An 18,293-nucleotide genomic window follows, 5' to 3' on the forward strand; every position below is an offset into this window, starting at 1 on the left:
CACCGCCATGGCTCTCCGGGTCGTCTCGGAGTAGGATAGTGGGCGATCGCCCATCCTCCGCGAGGGAGGCGCCGATGTCGCCGGAGCCGCTGCTGACCTTGTTCCGAAACGCCGCCCTGTTCTGGCTTCTGCTGTTCGCCATCGCGTTCGCCAACGGCGCGTTTCGCGAGATCGCGCTGGTGCCGTTCCTGGGATCCGATGCGCTGCCGGTGTCGGGTGTCACCGGCATCCTCCTGATGGGAGTGGCCATCGCGTCTTTCGTCCGGGCGGTGCGTCCCGGCTTCGGGGCGGCGTTCGGCATCGGGGCGATGTGGCTCGTCCTGACGCTCGCCGCGGAGGCCGTGCTGGTGGTGGCGAGCGGAAAGCCGGTCCGCGCGGTGGCGGAGGCGTTTTCGGGCAGTGCGGTCGCGGAGGGCGATCTGTTCGCACCCTTGGTGGTGTTCGTGGCGTTGTCGCCGCCCGTGTTCACCCTGCTGCGCAGCCCGATTCCCTGACGATGCCTGCCGGGTTCGCGGGGCCGCTTCCGGGCTGCCTCGATCGGGCCCCACTCGCCGGCAAAAAGCCGCTATCATCGCAACGAATCTGTTCCCGAGTATCGAGGCCCGTCATGATCGTCCGCCCGTTCCGCCTCTCGCCGACCGCGAGCCTTGTGGCCGCCAGCCTGATCGGCATCTCGTCCGTCGCGGTCGCACAGGTCCAGCTCGAGGATCGCTGGCCGGCGCCGACCCAGCAGATGGAGCAGCGTGCCCCGGCGGCGACCGAGGCGCCCGCCGAGGGGCAGCCGGCCGCCAAGCCGCGCGCGGCCCGTAAGCCGAAGCCGGCCCCGACACCCGCGGCCGAAGGCGCCGACCCGGCGGTCGCTCCGGCGCCGCGCGCCGCGGCAGCCAAGCCGGCCGCCGCGCCTGCGGGTGCGCCCAAAGCGATCGCCTGCTCGGGGGTGTTCGCCAAGTCCTCGAATCACCTCGCCCTGGCCTCGACGTTCAACGACAAGAACGTCACCTTCACGGAGGTCGACGGACCGGAGGGCAGCAAGCTCAACGCGACCGTCCTGTTCCCGGACGATCCGAAACGGCGGCTCGAGGTCTTGTGGCAGAACGAGGCGGCGCGCAGCGACACGGCCCTGATCGTCGTCACGGGCGGGTCGACCTGGACCGGGCCGAAGGGCCTGAAGCTCGGGCTCGGCCTCGCGGCGCTCGAGAAGATCAACGGGAAGCCGTTCAAGCTGAAAGGCTTCGACCAGGACGACGGTGGCAGCGTCGTCGACTGGCAGGGCGGTGCCCTGGCGTCGCTTCCGGGCGGCTGCAGCGTCGGCCTGCGCTTCGCCCCCGATCCCAAGGCGACCGAGGCCGCCAAGGCCCAGGCGGCCGGCAAGGAGTTCGTCTCCACGGACGCCGCCCTCAAGGGCGTGAAGCCCGTGGTGGCGGAAATCCTCTTCGGCTATCCGCAGTCGCCTTGAGCGGCAGGGCGGCTCAGGCCGGCTTCGGCACGGTCGGCGGCGACGCCGTCGCCTTCACGGCGCCCGGAGCCGGGACCGGAGATCCGGTGCCGGCGAACGGGCCTGACCGCGCCGCCTGCAGGGCCGCGCGCGCCCGGGCCGCCGAATCGCCGTCCTTCGCCACGGTGGCGTAGTCCCCCCGCAGCGCCTTCAGGGCGTTGCGCTCGACGTCGATCTCGCGGGCCGTGCGGAATCCCATCCGGCGCATCACCGGGAGCGGCGGGCACCACCCCTGGGTCGCGTGCTGCAGCAGGAAGCCGCCGACCAGCGCCGGCAGGACGAACCAGCCACCGCCGCGCGTGAGGGCGAGCAGCGAGCCGGTCAGGCCTACCGCCGCGGCGTTCGCCTGCAGGGCGCGCTCGATGTCCCATTCGGCGTCGAGGCTGCGCAGCCGCATCGGAATCTCGTCGGGATGCTCCGCGTAGAAGAGGATGTTGCGCTCGATCTGGCGGTCGATCGCGGCGTTGATCTCGGCGTCGGTCATGCGGCGCACGCGCTGCGGCGTACCCGGGAGCGTCGCGGTGTTGGGACGAATCGTCATCGGGGGTGTCCGGCTTCTTCTGTGATCGACAGGGCGATGCGGCGGGTTCTCGGCCCCGCCGCACTGGTGGATCGACGCTGGTCGCGGCGCGCCGTCAGCGCGTCACGTCGGCCACAACGGTGCCGGTCGTCGGCTCGACCAGCAGCACGCGGCCGTTGACGACGGCGTAGCCGTAGCCGCGGGCCTGCGGCACCTGCGCCACCACGCGGCTCGGCACCGGCGCCAGCGTCACGGCCTCGGGCACCACCGAGCCGACCGTCCAGGTGACCGGCCGGGGCTCCGGCGCGGCCGCGTAACCGGAATAGCCGGGAGCCCAGGCGCTCGCGCCGTAGGGCTGGGCGTAGGTCGGCGTCACCCGTTCGAGCAGCGCCGGATCGTAGGACTGCTGCTGCCCCAGCGTCCGATAGACGACGGCCCGCTGCGCCGGAGCGAGGGCCAGCGGCTCCGTCGTCACCCGCCGCGCCACGGTGCGGCTGCTGCGCGTGGTGCGGGTGGGCTCCGGCTCGACGGCACGGGCCATGATCGGCGGCGTGCCGCGCCGGACGGTGCGAACCGGCGGCGGGACCGGGTCGTCGACCGATTCCTCGACCACCACCGTGCTGGTCGTCTCCGTCGCCACGGGAGCCGGCGCATAGGGCCGAACGTCGACCGTGCCGCCGATCGGCGCGGACGGGGCGACGGTCACGTAGCCGGGCGAGGCGGCATAGGCGGGCGTCCAGGCGGGTGCCGGCGTCCAGCTCTGGACATAGGTCTCGCCGGACGGGCCGTAGGTCGGGAACACCGGAGTGGTCGAGACGACCGGCGGCGCCATGGTCTGCAGCGGCCGGCGCGTCACCGTGATGCCGTCCGGCCCACGCGTGATCAGCGTCTCGACCGGCTCGTTCGACACCTCGCGCGAGATGATGGTCTGGGCGCTCGCGGCAGCGGTGCCGGTCAAGAGGGCGAGGCCGACGGCGAGCATGCGGGTTGCGGTTATGCAGTCTCTCCGGTGCTGGAAACAGTACAACCCAACGCGGTCTTCTCCGCCCCGTTCCGGCATACCGCCACACGGCTGCGTGAGCGGTCGGACGGATCCCCGAATTGCGACGATCGTTCGACGCGAACGGGGCAGCAAACGCCCCATAACGGCCGCGACGACGTCAAATTGGGCTGAGCAAATCGTGTCGATTGCGTGCCGCATGCCGATCCCGATGGGGACGCCGCGAGGCGGTCGGGGCGGCAGGCCGCAACGGGGACGAGTTTCAAACCAGGAGTACGGGGAGAATGACCATCACCACCCAGGCGCCGCTGCAGCCGCAGGACGACGTCGATGCCGCCGCGACCTCGTTCGAGGGCGAGATCCGTGAGTTCGTCCGGCGCGACTTCACGCCGGTGCGGCGCTCCAACGACACCGGCTCGGGCGAGTTCGCCGCGAGCAACATCTCGACGCTGGTGCAGCGGGTCGCCGGCACGTCGCTCGCCGAGATCGAGAACCTGATCGGCGAGCTGCAGACGCTGCGCGACTACATCGCCAGCGAGGGCGAGCGGGTTCAGCGCGAGCTCGCCGGCTATGCCCAGCTCAACCAGGCGGCCATGACCTCGACCCGCATCATCGCGGAGAGCATGTCGAAGTGGAAGACGACCGTCGACGAGACCAAGACGGCGTGACCAAGACGGCGTGACGGATCGGCCGCGCCGGCCGACGATTGCGATGCCCGGTATCGTTCCGGGCATCGCCGTGTCTCATGAGCGTCGCGATCGCCGGCGGCGGCCCGTCGCGGCGATGCGTCGGTGGCGCCGGACATTGTCCGAGCGAGCCGAAGCCGGGTCAGCCACGTCCCGATTTATTCAGATCCAGCTTGGACTTGAGCGCATCGATGCGCTTCGACGCTTCGGCCTTGGTCAGGTCCGACGCGAAGGCGTCGGGATCGTGCGCCTGTTCCGACAGGGTCTTCAGATAGGACGCCTCGCGCCCGTCATCGGCTCGTCGCCGGACACCCAGTCGCTCGGGTCCTTCTCGGTGTTGCCGGGCGGATTGGGGTCGCGCTTGGGATCCTCGGTCGCCGTGTCGTCGGACGGGGTCTTCGCCATTCTACTCCTCCGCCGTGATGACCACGGCGACCCGTCGTGACGACGGGTCGACGAGCACCACCTGTTTCTCGATCATCGCGACCGCGAACGGCTTCGCCTCCGGCATCAGCGTCACCAGGGTGTCGGGCATCGGCGCGAGCTCGACGCCCGGCGGCAACGTGGCGCCGATCGAGACGCGGAAGCCAGTGGGCGCCGCGTTGTTCTTCTGGGTCCTGCTGACGCTTTGATAGATGGTGTGGCGCTGCGCCTCGCTGAGCGTCACGCGTGGCGCCGACCCCGGATCCTGGGCGTCCTGTTGCGTGGTCTGGGCGAAGGCGGCTCCCGACGCAGCGCCCAGGCTCAGGGCAGCCACAAGCATCAGGACCGGCAGGCGTCGGCGCATGGCAGGGCTCCCTGGACGGTACGAACCTCGGTCAACGCCCGCTCGGCGGGGCAGTTCCTGGCCGTGCCCGGGACGCGTCTCGCCACATCGCTGCCGCAGGTGCTGACGCGCCATTAAGGATATTCCCAATAGACTGAGTCCGGCGGATCGCCGAGGAGTGGCGTGCGACTTGCTTCTCGGATCGCTCGGAGGGGGACGTGCGCCGTGTGTCCACGGCCACGAACGGGGGAGGATCACCATGATCATGGCACCGCTGCTCGCCGCGTCGCTCGCCGTCACGGTCGCCACCGGTCCGCTCGACGCGCGGCCCAAGTCCATGTCGGGTCCACAGGCCTCGCTGCAGGGCATGGTCACGGCGACCACCAACTGCATCGTCCGGGCGATCGCCGCCGATCCGCGCTTCCAGCAGGCGAGCGCCGACGCCCTCGGCGACCTGATCGTCCGGTCCATGCCGGCCTGTGCCGGCACGGTCCGCGAGATGATCGACGCCTACGACGCCTCCTACGGCGAAGGCAGCGGCGAGGCTTTTTTCATGGGGCCGTATCTGGACGTGTTGCCGACCGCGGCGAGCCGCATGCTCGGGTCGGGTGCCGGCGAGAAGTGATCAGGTCGCCGGCGCGACCGACGCCCCGCTATTTCGCCATCACCTCGACGACCCGCATGTTGGTCGGATCGACCAGCACGACGCGATTTTCCACGACGGTGTAGCGATAAGGTTTCGCTTCGGGGATGTCCGCGAGCGCCAGGTCGGGCAGCATGTAGAGCTCCATCGAGGCCGGCAGCTCGGCGCCGACATGAGCCTGCACGCCCGGCGGCACCGTCACCTTGCGGTTGGTCTGCTTCACCGCCTGGGTGATCGCGACCTTCTGCTCCTCGGTGAGCGGGGCCGGCTGGCTCGGCACGGTGCCGACGCCGCCGGTCGACGGCATGGCCGGCAGCGGCGGGCGCTCCTGCGCCCAGGCGGGCGCGGCGGCCAGGGTGCCGGCGACCGCCAGCATGGTCAGTCGAGGCATCCGGAAAAGCATGAGCATCCTCACGAGTTGCGCGGTGGGGTTCGTGAGGAAATGCGGCGGCGCGGCATTCGTTCCTGCGCTCTCTGCGGGGGAGCGGGCGATGCTACCGCCGGGACGATCTAGGCGCTGATGCGCTCGATCTCGGCGCCGCAATTGATCAACTTGTTCTCCAGCCGCTCGAAGCCGCGATCGAGGTGATAGACGCGGTTGACCAGCGTCTCGCCCTCGGCGGCCAGCGCCGCGATGACGAGCGAGACCGAGGCGCGCAGGTCGGTCGCCATCACGGGCGCGCCCTTCAGGCGCGGCACCCCGGCGATGGTCGCGGTCTCGCCGTCGAGCTTGATGTCGGCGCCGAAGCGGGCGAGCTCCTGCACGTGCATGAAGCGGTTCTCGAAGATCGTCTCGGTGATGCGCGACGTTCCCTTGGCGCGCGTCATCAGCGCCATGAGCTGCGCCTGGAGATCGGTCGGGAAACCCGGGAACGGCGCCGTGGTCACGTCCACGGGCGCGATGCCGGCGCCGTTGCGCCTGACGCGGATGCCTTCGTTGGTGACGGCGATCTCGGCCCCGGCCTCGACCAGCACGTCGAGCGCGGATTGCAGGAGCTCGGGCCGGGCGCCCTCCAGCATCACGTCGCCGCCCGCCATGGCCACCGCCATGGCGTAGGTGCCGGTCTCGATGCGGTCGGACAGCACGCGGTGGCGGGTGCCGTCGAGCCGCGCTACGCCCTCGACCTCGATGCGGGACGTGCCGGCGCCCTTGATCCGGGCGCCCATCTTGATCAGGCAGTCGGCGACGTCGACGATCTCGGGCTCTCGCGCGGCGTTCTCGATGAGGCTGGGGCCGTGCGCCAGCACGGCCGCCATCAGGGCCGTGTGGGTGCCGCCGACCGTCACCTTGGGAAACACGATCTCGCCGCCCGTCAGGCCGTTCGGGGCCTTGGCCAGGACATAGCCGCCGTCGATCTCGATGTCGGCGCCGAGATTGCGCAGCGCCATCAGCAGCAGGTCGACCGGTCGCGTGCCGATCGCGCAGCCGCCGGGCAGCGACACCTTGGCGACGCCCATGCGGGCGACCAGCGGCGCGATCACCCAGAAGCTCGCCCGCATGCGCGAGACGAGATCGTAGGGCGCCGTGGTGTCGACGATCCGCTTGGCCGAGATGTGCAGCGTCTGCCCGTCGTACTCGCCGTCGCCGGGCCGCTTGCCGCCGACCATGACGTCGACGCCGTGATTGCCGAGGATGCGCTGCAGGAGGGCGACATCGGCGAGCCGCGGCACGTTCTCCAGGACCAGCGGCTCGTCGGTGAGCAGGCTCGCGATCATCAGCGGCAGGGTGGCGTTCTTGGCGCCCGAGATGGCGATCCGCCCATTCAGCGGCCTGCCGCCCACGATGCGAATCCGATCCATGCTGCCCCCCTGAGCCCGATCTCCGGGCCGCCCGATGCCGGGTCTTCCGCCGGCATCCTGCCGACGGCGTTCCGGTCCCACTCTAGCCGGCGTCCTTCTCGGCGACGATTCCGGCGGAATCGTGGGACTCGGCCGCCCCCCCGGGCCGCCCGGCCGCGACCTGCCGGTCCTCGCCGGGGTCCAGGCGGGCGCGCGTCTGCGCCTTGCGCCGCTTGAGGTTTTCCCGCAGCGCCGCGGACAGGCGCCTGTCGCGCGCGGTCCGTTCCTGCGCCTTTCCCGATTCGCCCATGGCGGGCCTTAGAGCATGGCGGTTCCGGGGGTGCAATCCGCCCCGACTATCGCGCTTGCGCCGCCCCCGCCCTTGTGGCAAGAAACCGCCGTTCCGGCGTCGTGCATGGTCACGGCCGAGCGAACGCGATGCTGCCGTAGCTCAGTGGTAGAGCACTCCCTTGGTAAGGGAGAGGTCGACAGTTCAATCCTGTCTGGCAGCACCATCGATCTTCTGAAATCAGCCACTTGGGGCGTCGCGCGGCCTGCTTCTTGCCGGCGAATCGAAAGAACAAAGCACGAAAATGCGTGCCAATACGTGCCCGATCCGTGCCGACTATCGAGATGATCTACTGCAGAGATGCCTTCGCAGGTCGAACAGCTGCTTGGCGCTCATTCACCTCAGAGACGTTTTGAAGTTCGCCAAGGGCGACGTTGTCGATCCGACCGCTCGAGCCGGCCCGAATCAGCGAGCGCATCGACCTTGAGGTTGGGCATCGAGGAGAGGACTGGACAAACGGACGTTAAGTAGGAGCCGATCACTCGGATTGGTCTTCGGTCTTTCCGGCTGTGAGCAGTCCAGCGATAAGCGCACTTTGTAGACGCCTAAAGAGAGCGCACTTTGTAGACGCCTAAAGAGATCCGGCATGTCATTCCGCGAAGGTGCGATAGCTCCAGCGGAGACGCCATACGTCGCGGCGATTGGCATCAACATATTTCTGCACACACTCAAGGCGCTGCGCTTGCGCAAACGTCAGCCGAGTCGGTGACGTGAAGACGGCGTAGCCGCAGTTGAAAGTCATTCGCACGGCGGCTGTTTGCCGGCCTGCCGGATCTTGTCTAGGAAAGGGCCGCGTACCTTCGAAGACGAGGCCAATGAGCAAGCTCCTCCAGATCGCGACCGGCAGCCTCCTGGTCGGCGTCACGGTTCTCGGGCTCAAATACGCCGCCTATTGGGTGACGGGCTCGGTCGCGCTCTATTCCGATGCGCTGGAGAGCATCGTCAACGTGGCGACTGCCCTCGCCGCTCTCCTCACCGTGCGGATCGCGGCGCTGCCGGCCGACACCAATCACCCCTACGGCCACCACAAGGCCGAGTATTTCAGCGCGATGCTCGAAGGCGCGATGATCATCGTCGCCGCCATCCTGATCATGCGCGAGGCCTATCACGGCTTCCTGCAGCCGAAGACGCTCGACGCGCCGCTGAAGGGCCTTCTCATCAACGGCCTAGCGACGGCGATCAACGCGGTCTGGTGCTGGGTGCTGATCTCGCAGGGGCGCCGCCATCGCTCACCCGCCCTGGCCGCGGACGGCTGGCATCTCCTGTCCGACGTCGTCTCCTCGGTGGGCGTCGCGCTCGGCGTGCTGCTCGCGGTGCTGACCGGGTGGGCGATCCTGGATCCGATCCTCGCCGGGATCGTCGCCGTCAACATCGTCTGGTCGGGATGGGGCGTGCTGAAGCAGTCCACGGGCGGACTGATGGATGCGGCCGTGCCAGAGAGCATGCGGCTGCGCATTCGCGAGATCATCTCGCGGCACGCCGAAGGCGCGCTGGAAGCCCACGATGTGCGGACCCGGCACGCCGGCCGGGTCACGTTCATCGAGTTTCATCTCGTCGTGCCGGGGCAGATGACGGTCGCCGAAGCGCACGACATCTGCGATCGGCTCGAGGCGGCCATCAAGGCCGAGGACGAGCACGCCGTCGTGACGATCCACGTGGAGCCCGAGGACAAGGCGAAGCACGCCGGCGTGCTGGTGCTGTGAGCCGGCGTGCGACGCCCGCGCCTCGGTGTCACATCGCGACCTTGCGGTTCTCGCCGAGATCGGGGCGCGTGTTGGTCACGGCGGCGGCTGCCATCTTCACGTAGCTCACCACGGTGCCGGGCGAATCCCAGTACTCGGCGTCGTGCGGCGTCACGGTGAGGAGGCGGATGTTGGGATCCTCGGCGCTGTCCCACCACGCCTTCGCGGCCGTCGACCACAGCTCCTTGATCTTCTGCAGGTCGTACGACACGGTCGCGCGTCCGGTGAGCGATACGTAGGTTTGCCCGCGCGAATCCGCGAAGGCGAGGCAGACATGCGGGTCGCGCGCGATCTCGTCGTCCTTGTGCCGGCGGATGTCGGTGAAGAAGTAGATCGCGTTCTCCTCGCGCCGTACATAAGCGCCCATCGGCCGCGCGCGGATTTCCTCGCCGTCCCGGGTCGCCAGCATGCAGATGCCGACGCTCTTCATCAGCTCCCAGACCTTGTCCGTGTTCTCGTCGCTCATCGTGTCCTCCTCGGCCGGTGACGAAGCGCCGCCGGCGGTCGTGGGACAAACGGAAGTCGACGCGCCGGGGTTCCTCGCGGCGCGCCGGAGCGGATTATAGCCAATATGGGTAGGTTGGCCCGCGGGGTGCGGACATGATGATGCCCGCCGCAGTCGTTCGGTTTTGGAGTGGAGGTACTATAACCCTCTACATGTTCTGCGGTTGCATACGTACTCACACTAGCCCTTGTGGTGTCGGGCGATTTTTAAGAGTCCGTTAGCCCGCAAGCGCAACCAATGAGCGTGCTGCTGAGCAGACAGGAATGGCTTCGGCGGGGTCAGGGATTAGTCCCGGGCCGCGGACGCTCCCGCTCACCCGTCTGCTGGCTGCCATTTCCCGCCTTTTCGAGGTCGTCATGAAACTGTCCGACGTGCGGCTCCTCTACAAAGTTCTCGCCTGTGTCTGCCTCCTGGCGGCGGTGGTCGCCGGCACGGTCTGGTACGCGTCGAGCCAGATGCTGAAAATCGATGTGCGCTATACCGAGCTGGTGGAGCAGAAGGCGGCCGGGATCCGCTCCAGCCTGCGCACCAACATCTCGGCCTACAATTTCGGCCGTCTCACCTGGCGGCTTCTGGCACAGACCGATCCGGCCGACGTCCGGACCATGGCGCAGGAGATCGCCGCCAACAACACGGAGCTCCTGTCGCGGATCGAGGAAACGCGGCGGCGGCTTCCCGAGGTGAGCGGACGGCTCGACGAAGCGGGGCGGTATGCCGACGGCGCCATGCGTGCCTATGCGGATCTCGAGCGTGCCATGCTGACCGGCAAGCGCGAGGACGCGCTTCGCCATACGTCGCAAATCGCCCAGCAGCTCGATCCCATGCGCGAGACGCTACGGCGCATCACGGTGGACGCCGACAAGGCCATGCAGGAGGCCTCGGCCGAAGAGTCCGCACACACCAGCCGGACCATCACGACCACGGTGGTGGTGTCCAGTGTCGCACTCGTGCTGACACTCGGTCTTTCGATCGTCTGGATCCAGCTCGGCGTGGTCCGCCCGCTGCGGCGCCTGGCCGCGACGATGGACCGCCTCGCCCACGGTGACTACGCGGCCGAGGTCGAAGGACTCGACCGCAAGGACGAGGTCGGCCTGATGGCGCGGAGCGTCGGCGTGTTCAGGAGCAACGGGCTGGAGATGGTGCGGATGCGCGACGAGCAGGTCGAGGCCGAGAAGCGCGCGGCCGCGGATCGGCAGGCCGCCGTGCACACGATCGCCACTGATTTCGAGGCGGCCGTGGGCGAGATCATCGGCACGGTCTCGGCGGCCTCCGGCGAGCTCGAGGCCGCCGCGACCTCGCTCACCCGCACGGCGCAGACGACGCGCGACCTCTCGACCACGGTGGCGGCCGCGTCCGAGCAGGCCTCCGCCAACGTCCAGTCGGTCTCGGCCGGCGGCCAGGAGATGGCGGCCTCGGTGAACGAGATCAGCCGTCAGGTCACCGAATCCACCCGCATCGCCGGCGAGGCGGTGCGGCAGGCCGAGAAGACCGACGCGCGCATCGGCCAGCTCTCGCAGGCCGCCGGACGGATCGGCGACGTCGTCAAGCTGATCACGGCGATCGCCGAGCAGACCAACCTGCTCGCCCTGAACGCCACCATCGAGGCGGCACGCGCCGGCGAGGCCGGCAAGGGCTTCGCCGTGGTCGCCCAGGAGGTGAAGGCCCTCGCCGCCCAGACCGCCAAGGCGACCGGCGACATCTCCAGCCAGATCGCCGACATGCAGTCGGCGACCCACGACTCGGTGGGCGCCATCAAGGAGATCGTCACCACCATCGCCCGCATCGCCGAGATCGCCTCGGCCATCGCGGCCGCCGTCGAGGAGCAGGGCGCCGCCACCCACGAGGTGGCGCGCAACATCCAGCAGGCGTCGATGGGAACCGGCGAGGTCGCGCGCACGATCGTCGAGGTCAGCCGCGGCGCCAATGCGACGGAAGCGGCCTCCGAGCAGGTCCGCTCCTCCGCCGCCATGCTGGCACACGAGAGCACGAAGCTGAAGGACGAGGTGAAGAACTTCCTGATGAGCGTTCGGACCGGCCCGCTCGATCGCCGCAAGGAGGACGATCCGAACTACAAGGGCCCCGAGCGGCGCGCCGACCGGGGCGGTGCGCAACGGTCCGACAAGCTCTTGCGCAAGGCGGGCTGAATCCTTCGCCCTTGCTCCCAGGGTCGCGGCGCCGCGGACTTCGTTCGCGGCGTTTCGCGTCGGCTGCCGTCCCCGCGCCGGCGGAACAAGTCGGCGGCCGCGCCGGTTGTCGGAGAAATGGCAGGGAGTTACCGATGTACACGCGAACCATCATCGCAGGTCTCGTCTACATGATGGTGCAGGCCGTCCTGTTCGGGGTCGGCACCGTCATCATCGCCTCGACGCCGCTCGCGAACGACGCGCGGACGTTGATGCCGTGGCACGTCGTTCTCAGCTTTCTGGTCGCGGTTCCGATCGCCTGGTGGCTGGCGCCGCGACTGCAGGCTCGCTATTGGCGCCGGCGCGACGCCCGCGTCGCATCCGGCGTGGAGCAGCCGTACGACACTCGGCCCGAGCGGGTGTGATCCGTTCAGCCGCGTCGGGGTGTCACGGCGCGGCCCCAGCCGAGCGTGCCGACCGGCTGGCCGTCCAGGGCGACGGTCGCGCCTCGCACCAGGGTCCGCACCGGCATGCCGCACAACGCGAATCCCTCGAACGGCGTGGCATTGCCGATGGAGTGCAGATCGGCCGCCGTGATGCGGCCGGTTCTCGTCATGTCGACCAGCACGATGTCGGCGTCGGCCCCGACCCGGAGAGCGCCTTTTCGCGGGTAGAGGCCGAATGCCTTGGCAGGCGCCTCGCACGCCATGCGCACATAGTGCTCGAGGGTCAGCCGCCCGCGCGAAATCTCGGCGAGCATCAGCAACATCGAGGTTTCGACGCCGGGAAAGCCCGGGGCGCAATCCCAGATCACCGGGCGGGTCTTCTCGGCGCGCAGATGCGGCGCATGATCGGTCGAGAGAATGTCGATGGTGCCGTCCAGCAGCGCGGCCCACAGCGGCGCGGCGTGGCCGGCCTCGCGCACCGGCGGCTTCACCCGCATGAAATTGTCGCCGAGTCGAGCGCCGTCGTCGGTCGACAGCAGCAGATAGTGCGGGCAGGTCTCCACCGTCATGTCGACGCCGCGCTGCCTGGCGAAGCGAATATGCGGCAGCGAGCGGCGCGTGCTCTCGTGCGCGATGTGGATCTTGGCGCCGGTCCATTCGGCGAAGATGCCGGCGCGGCTCACCGCCTCCACGGCGGCGAGATCGATGTGCTGCTCGAGATGCGCGGCCGCATCGGTTCGTCCGGCGGCGCGTAGCCTGTCGCCGCGCCAGGTGAGTAGCGGCGTGTTCTCGGCGTGCACGGTGCAGCGGATGCCGAGCCGTGCGAGGATCTCGAACGCCTCGACGATGGCGCCGTCGGACGGGCAGGGCACCAGCGGGTTCTCGCTGCCCATGTAGAGCTTGAAGCTCACGGCCCCGGCCGCTGCCATGCTCTCGAGTTGATCGAGATTGCCTTCACCGATCAGGCCGTAGAGGCCGAAGTCGACGATCGCCTGACGCTGCGCGATGTCGTGCTTCTGCTCGATCGCGGCGACGCTCGCGGTCGGCGGATCGGTGTTGGGCATGTCGAACACCGTGGTGACGCCGCCGACGGCCGCCGCCCGGGTTGCGCTGGTCCAGGTCTCCTTGTGCGAGAAGCCGGGTTCGCGGAAGTGGACATGCACGTCGATGGCGCCCGGAATGACGTGCAGCCCCGCAGCATAGATCGTCTCGCGCGCCGGCGGGAGCAGGTCGGAGGCACCGAGCGCGACGATGCGTCCCCGATCGACCGCGATGTCGGCCGCGATCGTCCCTTCGGGTGAGACCACGAGGCCGCCCGTGATCAGCAGGTCGACGGTGCGGTCGGGACCCGGCGTCACGGCACGATCTCGGCGATGTCGGTGGCGACGGTGAACAGGTCGGCGTTCCGGCGGCGCAGCGACGCCGTCATCTCCCGCACCTCGCGCACCAGGCCGCCGGTGTCGAAGGTCGTGACCTTGCCGCGCTCGACCACGATGTGTCCGTCCACCATCACGGTGTCGACGGAGGCCCCGGTCTCCGCGAACACGAGCTGCGCGACCGGATCGTTGAGCGGCACCCACCAGGGCGCGTCGAGTCGGTAGAGCACGAGGTCGGCCGGCGCGCCGGGCGCGAGGGTGCCGAGACCCGGGTGTCGCAGCGCCGCGGCGCCGCCGGCGGTCGCCATGCCGAGGGCGTCGCGCGCCGTGATCCAGCGGGAGCGGTCTTTCTCGCCGGCCCGGTGGCTGGTCGCTACGGCCCGCATCGCCTCCTGCAGCACCATGTTGTCGTTGGCGCTCGCGCCGTCGGTGCCGAGTGCGAGCGTGACGCCGCGCCGCTGCATCTCGGGCGCCCGCGCGAGGCCGGTGCCAAGGCGGGCGTTGCTCTCCGGGTTGAGCACGGCGACGACGCCGCGCGCCGCCATCAGGTCGATGTCGGCGTCGTCGAGCCAGATCGAATGCGCGCAGGACCAGCGCGAGGAGAGGACACCGAGCGTCTCGAGGTGCCGCACCGCCGTCTCGCGGTACTTTTCGGCTGCGAGGCGGGCCTGCTTCTGGGTCTCGAGAAGATGCGTGTGGATGCCGGTATCGTGCTTTTCGGCGAGCTCGGCACAGAGCGCCAGCGCCGCGTCGGTGCAGCGGTCCGGATTGGAAGGGGCGGGGAAAACCGAGAGCCGTCCGGCATGGCCGTGCCAGCGGCGAAGCGTGTCGTCCATCAGCTCGCGCAGCTCGTCGACACCTTGGGGTTTGAGGATCTCGACCTGCGTCATGCGCGCCCGCAGATCCGCGGGCAGCGGCGCATCCGGAAAGATGTCGCTGAACGCGCCGTCGAAGAACCGCATGCCGAGGGCGACGCGAAGGCCGGTCTCCTCCCAGGCGGACAGCACGGCATCCATGTCGGCGGCCGTGAAGCGCTGGCCCGGAAAATGATCGATCGCCGCCGTGGTGCCGCTCACCATCATGCCCCAGGCGGCGAGCAGCACGGCGAGGCGAATCTCCTCCGCCGTGCGGCGCGACGTGTGCGCCTGGGTCAGCCACATGAAGGCCGGATGGCTGAGGCGGTCGCCGAAGCCCGCCATCGTGCTCGACTGCGAATGCATGTGGGCGTTGATCAGGCCCGGCGCGACGAGGCGACCCGCGCCGTCGATGGTCCGGGTCGGCGATTCCGCCCCGGCATAATCGCCGTCCCCGACCGCCGCGATCACGCCGCCGCGGATCAGCACGTGCCCGCGCAAAATGACCCGGTCGTCCGCGTCCAGCGTCAGGATGGTCGCGTCGCGGATCAGCGTCGTCATGGCTCGGCCGTCGGTGCCGGCGGCGCGCTGGTGAAGCTACCGTCGCGCATGTCGAACTCGAGGCCGACGCCGGTCTTCACCGCGAGGTCGTAGATCATGCCGGCCGTGATCACGTCCTGGGCCGCGATGCCGATCGACTTGAACACCGTGACGTCCAGCTCCCCGGTGGCGGGCGGGACCGATCCGGCCGTCAGAAACGTGCCGATCTCGCCGAAGATCTGCGTCCCGCGCAGCACGCCGGAGGCGAGCGGCACGGCGAGATCGCCGGCCCGGGTGGTGGCGCCCTCGAGGTGGTCGGCGAAGACGCGGGCGCGGCGGATGAAGGTGTCGTCGGCCTCGCGATGGGTGGGCCGGTTGGCGCCGCCCAGCACCACGAAGGTGCCGGGGCGCACCGCCTCGCCCGGAAACACCGGTTCCTCGGCCGTGCTGATCGTGACGATCACGTCGGCCTCGTAGGCGGCGCGGCCGGCATCGGTCTCGGCCGTGATGGTGGCGCCGGCGAGCTCGCGCCGGGCCCGCAACTGGGCCGCGAGGCCGCGCAGCCGCTCCTCGTTGCGGCCGATCAGGAGGATGCGCGAGAAGCGCCGCACTGCGGCGAGATACAGCACGGTGGCGGGCGCGATCTTGCCGGCGCCGAATACCGCCAAGGTGCGCGCCTGGGCCGGCGCGAGCAGCCGGGCCGCCGCCGCGAAGCCGGCTGCCGTGCGATGGTCGTTGAACGACGTCGTCGCCATGTGGGCGAGCGGCACGCAGGCGACGCCGTCCCACAGGACGAGCCCGCTGCCGGCGCTGCGCGACAGCGCGGCGTCGCCCGCATAGGCGTGGATGTTGGTCTTCACCACGAAACGGCGGTCGAAGGAATGGCCGGCCAGCACCAGCGCTCCGCCCTTCGGATTGGTGCGGAGCACGTCGAGGCGGCCCGGTGTCGGGATGTCCCCGGCGGATTGCCGCCGATACGCCTCCGCGGCCGCCTCGATCGCGGCGGCAGGATCGATCAGACGCTCGATGTCCCGCTCGGACAGAAGCCTCATGCGGCAGCCTCGACGATGGAAGGGAGACGGCGGTCTCAGGCCCGCCAGTGGACGAAACGCTTCTCGCCGGCCGATGTCAGCCAGAACACCGAGAGCGCGATGGTGATGGACGTGACCACGGCGGCCCACAGGAGCTCGGTCTCCCGCATCTCGCCGGAGTCGAGGATGAGGTTGCCGAGACCCTTCGAGCCGGTGATCCATTCGGACAGCATGGCGCCCAGGATGGCACTCGACGCGGCGATTCGCATACCCGTGAAGAGGAACGGAAGGGCGTAGGGGAACCGCACGTAGCGCATCTGCTGCCAGCGGCTGGCGCCGTAGACATGCATCAGCTCGGAGGCGTTGCGGTCGGTGCCGGCGAGGCCGCGCATGAGGTTCACCAGCAGCGGGAAGAACGAGACGATGGTGACCACCGCCATGCTGGTGCTGATGCCGCGACCGAGAAACAGCATCGCGAGCGGCGCCACCGCGGCGACCGGCGTGGAGCGGAACGCGATCACCACGGGCAGCGAGGCCTGTGCCAGATTGCGGCTCATCGAGAAGGCCAGCGCGATGCCGGTCGCGAGCGCGGTGCTGACCGTGAGGCCGAGCGCCGCGGCAGTCAGCGTGAACGCGGTCTGCGTGCCGATCACGCCGATATTGGCGACGAAGGCCCGGGCGACCGGGCCGGGCGCCGGCACCAGATAGGGCGGGATCTTGAGGCCGGTCACCAGGAGCTGCCAGGTCAGCAGCATGGCGCCGACCGTGAGCGCGATGAGGGCGAGCCGGCGGGCGAGGAGCAGACCGGTGCGCGGGCGGGCCGAAGGCGTGGTGTCGCTCATGGCTCCTCGGCCAGGTCGGTGCCCGGCTCCCAGAAGATTGCGACGTGCTCGATCGCAGCCCAGATCGCATATCCGCTCGCCGCGAGCAGGCAGGTGAGCAGCACCGAGAGCCACACCTTCGGCGTGTCGTAGGCGAACAGGGCGTACAGCATCATGGCACCGACTCCGCGGTCGGCGCCCGCCCACTCGGCCGTGATGGCGCCGAGCACCGCCGACGGCGCCGCGATCTTGAGGCCGGCGAACAGATAGGGAAGCGCGCTCGGCACCAGCAGATAGCGCAGCATCTGCAGCCGCGACGCCGAGAGGACATGCAGCAGCTCGCGCTGGCGCGCATCGGCGGCGCGCAGCCCCTGGATGGTGCCGACCAGCATGGCGAACTGGCTGGTCAGCGCCGCGATGGCGATCTGCAGCTGCGAGCCGGTGCCGATCCAGGTGGCGAGCAGGGGAGCGAGCGCGATGATCGGGATCGAGTGCAGCATCACCCCGAGATTGTAGACCGGCCCGTAGAGGGGCCGCACCACCACGGCGAGCGAGGCCGCGCCGATGGCGATGCCGGCGGCGATCGAATAGCCGACCGCCGCGCGCCACGCGGTCTGGCCGACATTCTCGTAGATCAGCCGCGGATCCTGCACGGCCTCGGCGATCACCTGGCTCGGCGACGGCACGAACACCGGCAGCAGGCCGGCGCGTTGCGCGGCCTCGGCCGCGACCAGCAGCACCGTGGCCGTGACCAGCGGCCGCCACGAGGCGGCCAGCGTCCGGTGCAGCACGGCGGCGGCGCTCATCAATAGGCCTCGACCGGCTCGCCGTGCGGCGTCGGCTCGCTGTCGCGGCCGAACAGGCCGTCGCGCACCCGGTTGACGCAGTCGTAGAACTCCGGCGTGCGCATCATGTCGAGCCGGCGCGGCCGCGGCAGCGGCACGTCGACGACGCCAGCGATGCGGCCCGGCCGCGCGCTCATCACGTGCACCTGGTCCGACATGAACACCGCCTCGGCGATCGAATGCGTGACGAGCAGCGCCGTGGTACCGGACTCGGCCCAGATGCGCAGCAGCTCGAGATTCATCCGCTGCCGCGTGATCTCGTCGAGCGCGCCGAACGGCTCGTCGAGCAGCAGCACGTCCGGCTGTAGCACCAGCGAGCGCGCGATGGCGACGCGCTGCTGCATGCCGCCGGACAGCTCGTGGGGCAGCGCGTTCTCGAACCCCTTGAGGCCGACGAGCTCGATCAGCTCGCCGGGTGTCTTGCTGGAGCGCCGCGTGCTCTTGCGGCCGACGACGTCGAGCGGCAGCTCGACGTTCTGCCGTACGGTGCGCCACGGCAGCAGCGTCGGGCTCTGGAACACGAAGCCGATCGCGTGCTCGTGGCGCGCCGTTCGCGGAGTATCGCCGGACAGCGTGACGGAGCCGGCGAAGGGCTGCATCACGTCGGCGACGAGGCGCAGCAGCGTCGACTTTCCGCAGCCGCTCGGCCCGATGATCGAGCCGAAGCTGCCGGTCGGAACATGCAGGTCGACCTTGTCGAGGGCGACGACCGGCTGGCCGCGACCCTCGAACACCATCGTGACCTGTTCGACCTTGATGTCCCGTGACACGT

At 69.7% G+C, this 18,293-nt stretch carries 20 protein-coding genes, 1 tRNA gene and 1 pseudogene; 8 read left to right on the forward strand and 14 right to left on the reverse strand.

The genetic code is table 11. From position 1 onward, the window contains the following. Positions 1-74: 74 nt before the first annotated feature. Positions 75-494 (forward strand): hypothetical protein, encoded by a 420-nt coding sequence (locus CH341_RS04040; protein WP_111417748.1) that lies wholly within the window; start codon positions 75-77, stop codon positions 492-494. A gap of 113 nt (positions 495-607) precedes the next feature. After that, positions 608-1,456, forward strand: a complete 849-nt coding sequence (locus CH341_RS04045) for a hypothetical protein (RefSeq protein ID WP_111417749.1) — start codon at positions 608-610, stop codon at positions 1,454-1,456. A gap of 13 nt (positions 1,457-1,469) precedes the next feature. Here the strand turns inward: CH341_RS04045 and CH341_RS04050 are convergent, their stop codons facing one another. Both CH341_RS04050 and CH341_RS04055 read right to left on the reverse strand, forming a co-directional pair. Then, the gene (locus tag CH341_RS04050) at positions 1,470-2,036 is read right to left on the reverse strand and encodes a YgaP family membrane protein (RefSeq protein WP_425376146.1); all 567 of its coding nucleotides are present in this window, start codon (positions 2,034-2,036) and stop codon (positions 1,470-1,472) included. A 94-nt stretch (positions 2,037-2,130) separates the two neighbouring features. Next, positions 2,131-2,997, reverse strand: coding sequence for a DUF1236 domain-containing protein (locus tag CH341_RS04055; RefSeq protein WP_170149461.1), 867 nt, complete (start codon positions 2,995-2,997; stop codon positions 2,131-2,133). 302 nt (positions 2,998-3,299) lie between these two features. On the opposite strand from CH341_RS04055, the gene CH341_RS04060 reads away from it, so the two are divergent. Next, a complete protein-coding gene (locus CH341_RS04060; RefSeq protein ID WP_111417751.1) occupies positions 3,300-3,683 on the forward strand; it encodes a hypothetical protein in 384 nt (127 codons plus the stop codon). Positions 3,684-3,843: 160 nt separating this feature from the next. Here the strand turns inward: CH341_RS04060 and CH341_RS04065 are convergent. Together CH341_RS04065 and CH341_RS34045 are read right to left on the reverse strand one after the other, a co-directional pair. Next, a pseudogene (locus CH341_RS04065) lies at positions 3,844-4,106 on the reverse strand (DUF3072 domain-containing protein). Position 4,107: 1 nt separating this feature from the next. Beyond that, positions 4,108-4,488, reverse strand: coding sequence for a DUF1236 domain-containing protein (locus CH341_RS34045; RefSeq protein WP_170149462.1), 381 nt, complete (start codon positions 4,486-4,488; stop codon positions 4,108-4,110). Positions 4,489-4,726: 238 nt separating this feature from the next. On the opposite strand from CH341_RS34045, the gene CH341_RS34050 reads away from it, so the two are divergent. Continuing rightward, a complete protein-coding gene (locus tag CH341_RS34050; protein WP_170149463.1) occupies positions 4,727-5,092 on the forward strand; it encodes a hypothetical protein in 366 nt (121 codons plus the stop codon). A gap of 28 nt (positions 5,093-5,120) precedes the next feature. Here CH341_RS34050 and CH341_RS04075 read toward each other — a convergent pair whose 3' ends face one another. From CH341_RS04075 to CH341_RS04085, 3 genes are all read right to left on the reverse strand, one after another. After that, positions 5,121-5,513 carry a DUF1236 domain-containing protein gene (locus CH341_RS04075; RefSeq protein WP_146604363.1) on the reverse strand — a complete coding sequence of 131 codons (393 nt, stop codon included), beginning with the start codon at positions 5,511-5,513 and terminating at the stop codon, positions 5,121-5,123. Between the two features lie 107 nt (positions 5,514-5,620). Then, complete coding sequence (gene murA, locus CH341_RS04080; RefSeq protein WP_111417754.1) at positions 5,621-6,910, reverse strand: UDP-N-acetylglucosamine 1-carboxyvinyltransferase; 1,290 nt, start codon at positions 6,908-6,910, stop codon at positions 5,621-5,623. Between the two features lie 82 nt (positions 6,911-6,992). After that, positions 6,993-7,199, reverse strand: a complete 207-nt coding sequence (locus CH341_RS04085) for a hypothetical protein (protein ID WP_111417755.1) — start codon at positions 7,197-7,199, stop codon at positions 6,993-6,995. 130 nt (positions 7,200-7,329) lie between these two features. On the opposite strand from CH341_RS04085, the gene CH341_RS04090 reads away from it, so the two are divergent. Together CH341_RS04090 and CH341_RS04095 are read left to right on the forward strand one after the other, a co-directional pair. Further along, positions 7,330-7,404, forward strand: a tRNA-Thr gene (locus tag CH341_RS04090). A gap of 649 nt (positions 7,405-8,053) precedes the next feature. Continuing rightward, a complete protein-coding gene (locus tag CH341_RS04095; RefSeq protein ID WP_111417756.1) occupies positions 8,054-8,941 on the forward strand; it encodes a cation diffusion facilitator family transporter in 888 nt (295 codons plus the stop codon). Between the two features lie 28 nt (positions 8,942-8,969). Here the strand turns inward: CH341_RS04095 and CH341_RS04100 are convergent, their stop codons facing one another. After that, a complete protein-coding gene (locus CH341_RS04100; RefSeq protein ID WP_111417757.1) occupies positions 8,970-9,446 on the reverse strand; it encodes a pyridoxamine 5'-phosphate oxidase family protein in 477 nt (158 codons plus the stop codon). Between the two features lie 395 nt (positions 9,447-9,841). Between CH341_RS04100 and CH341_RS04105 the strand changes: the two genes are divergently transcribed. Both CH341_RS04105 and CH341_RS04110 read left to right on the forward strand, forming a co-directional pair. Next, positions 9,842-11,629: a methyl-accepting chemotaxis protein gene (locus CH341_RS04105; protein WP_111417758.1), complete on the forward strand. Its 1,788-nt coding sequence runs from the start codon at positions 9,842-9,844 to the stop codon at positions 11,627-11,629. Between the two features lie 134 nt (positions 11,630-11,763). Continuing rightward, positions 11,764-12,033, forward strand: a complete 270-nt coding sequence (locus CH341_RS04110) for a hypothetical protein (RefSeq protein ID WP_111417759.1) — start codon at positions 11,764-11,766, stop codon at positions 12,031-12,033. 5 nt (positions 12,034-12,038) lie between these two features. Here CH341_RS04110 and CH341_RS04115 read toward each other — a convergent pair whose 3' ends face one another. Genes CH341_RS04115 through CH341_RS04140 form a run of 6 tightly spaced genes read right to left on the reverse strand, consistent with a single transcriptional unit; the run spans position 12,039 to position 18,291 of the window. Beyond that, positions 12,039-13,412, reverse strand: coding sequence for a dihydroorotase (locus tag CH341_RS04115; RefSeq protein WP_111417760.1), 1,374 nt, complete (start codon positions 13,410-13,412; stop codon positions 12,039-12,041). Continuing rightward, a complete protein-coding gene (locus CH341_RS04120; RefSeq protein ID WP_111417761.1) occupies positions 13,409-14,845 on the reverse strand; it encodes an amidohydrolase family protein in 1,437 nt (478 codons plus the stop codon). The genes CH341_RS04115 and CH341_RS04120 overlap by 4 nt, the downstream gene beginning before the upstream one ends. Continuing rightward, positions 14,842-15,876 carry an ornithine cyclodeaminase family protein gene (locus CH341_RS04125; RefSeq protein WP_111417762.1) on the reverse strand — a complete coding sequence of 345 codons (1,035 nt, stop codon included), beginning with the start codon at positions 15,874-15,876 and terminating at the stop codon, positions 14,842-14,844. Before CH341_RS04125 ends, CH341_RS04120 begins: the two co-directional genes overlap by 4 nt. Positions 15,877-15,911: 35 nt before the next feature. Then, positions 15,912-16,697: an ABC transporter permease gene (locus CH341_RS04130; RefSeq protein ID WP_111417763.1), complete on the reverse strand. Its 786-nt coding sequence runs from the start codon at positions 16,695-16,697 to the stop codon at positions 15,912-15,914. Next, positions 16,694-17,482, reverse strand: a complete 789-nt coding sequence (locus tag CH341_RS04135; RefSeq protein ID WP_111417764.1) for an ABC transporter permease — start codon at positions 17,480-17,482, stop codon at positions 16,694-16,696. The genes CH341_RS04130 and CH341_RS04135 overlap by 4 nt, the downstream gene beginning before the upstream one ends. After that, complete coding sequence (locus CH341_RS04140; RefSeq protein WP_245430871.1) at positions 17,482-18,291, reverse strand: ABC transporter ATP-binding protein; 810 nt, start codon at positions 18,289-18,291, stop codon at positions 17,482-17,484. Before CH341_RS04140 ends, CH341_RS04135 begins: the two co-directional genes overlap by 1 nt. Positions 18,292-18,293: the final 2 nt, after the last annotated feature.

The organism is Rhodoplanes roseus (assembly GCF_003258865.1).
Lineage (GTDB): Bacteria > Pseudomonadota > Alphaproteobacteria > Rhizobiales > Xanthobacteraceae > Rhodoplanes > Rhodoplanes roseus.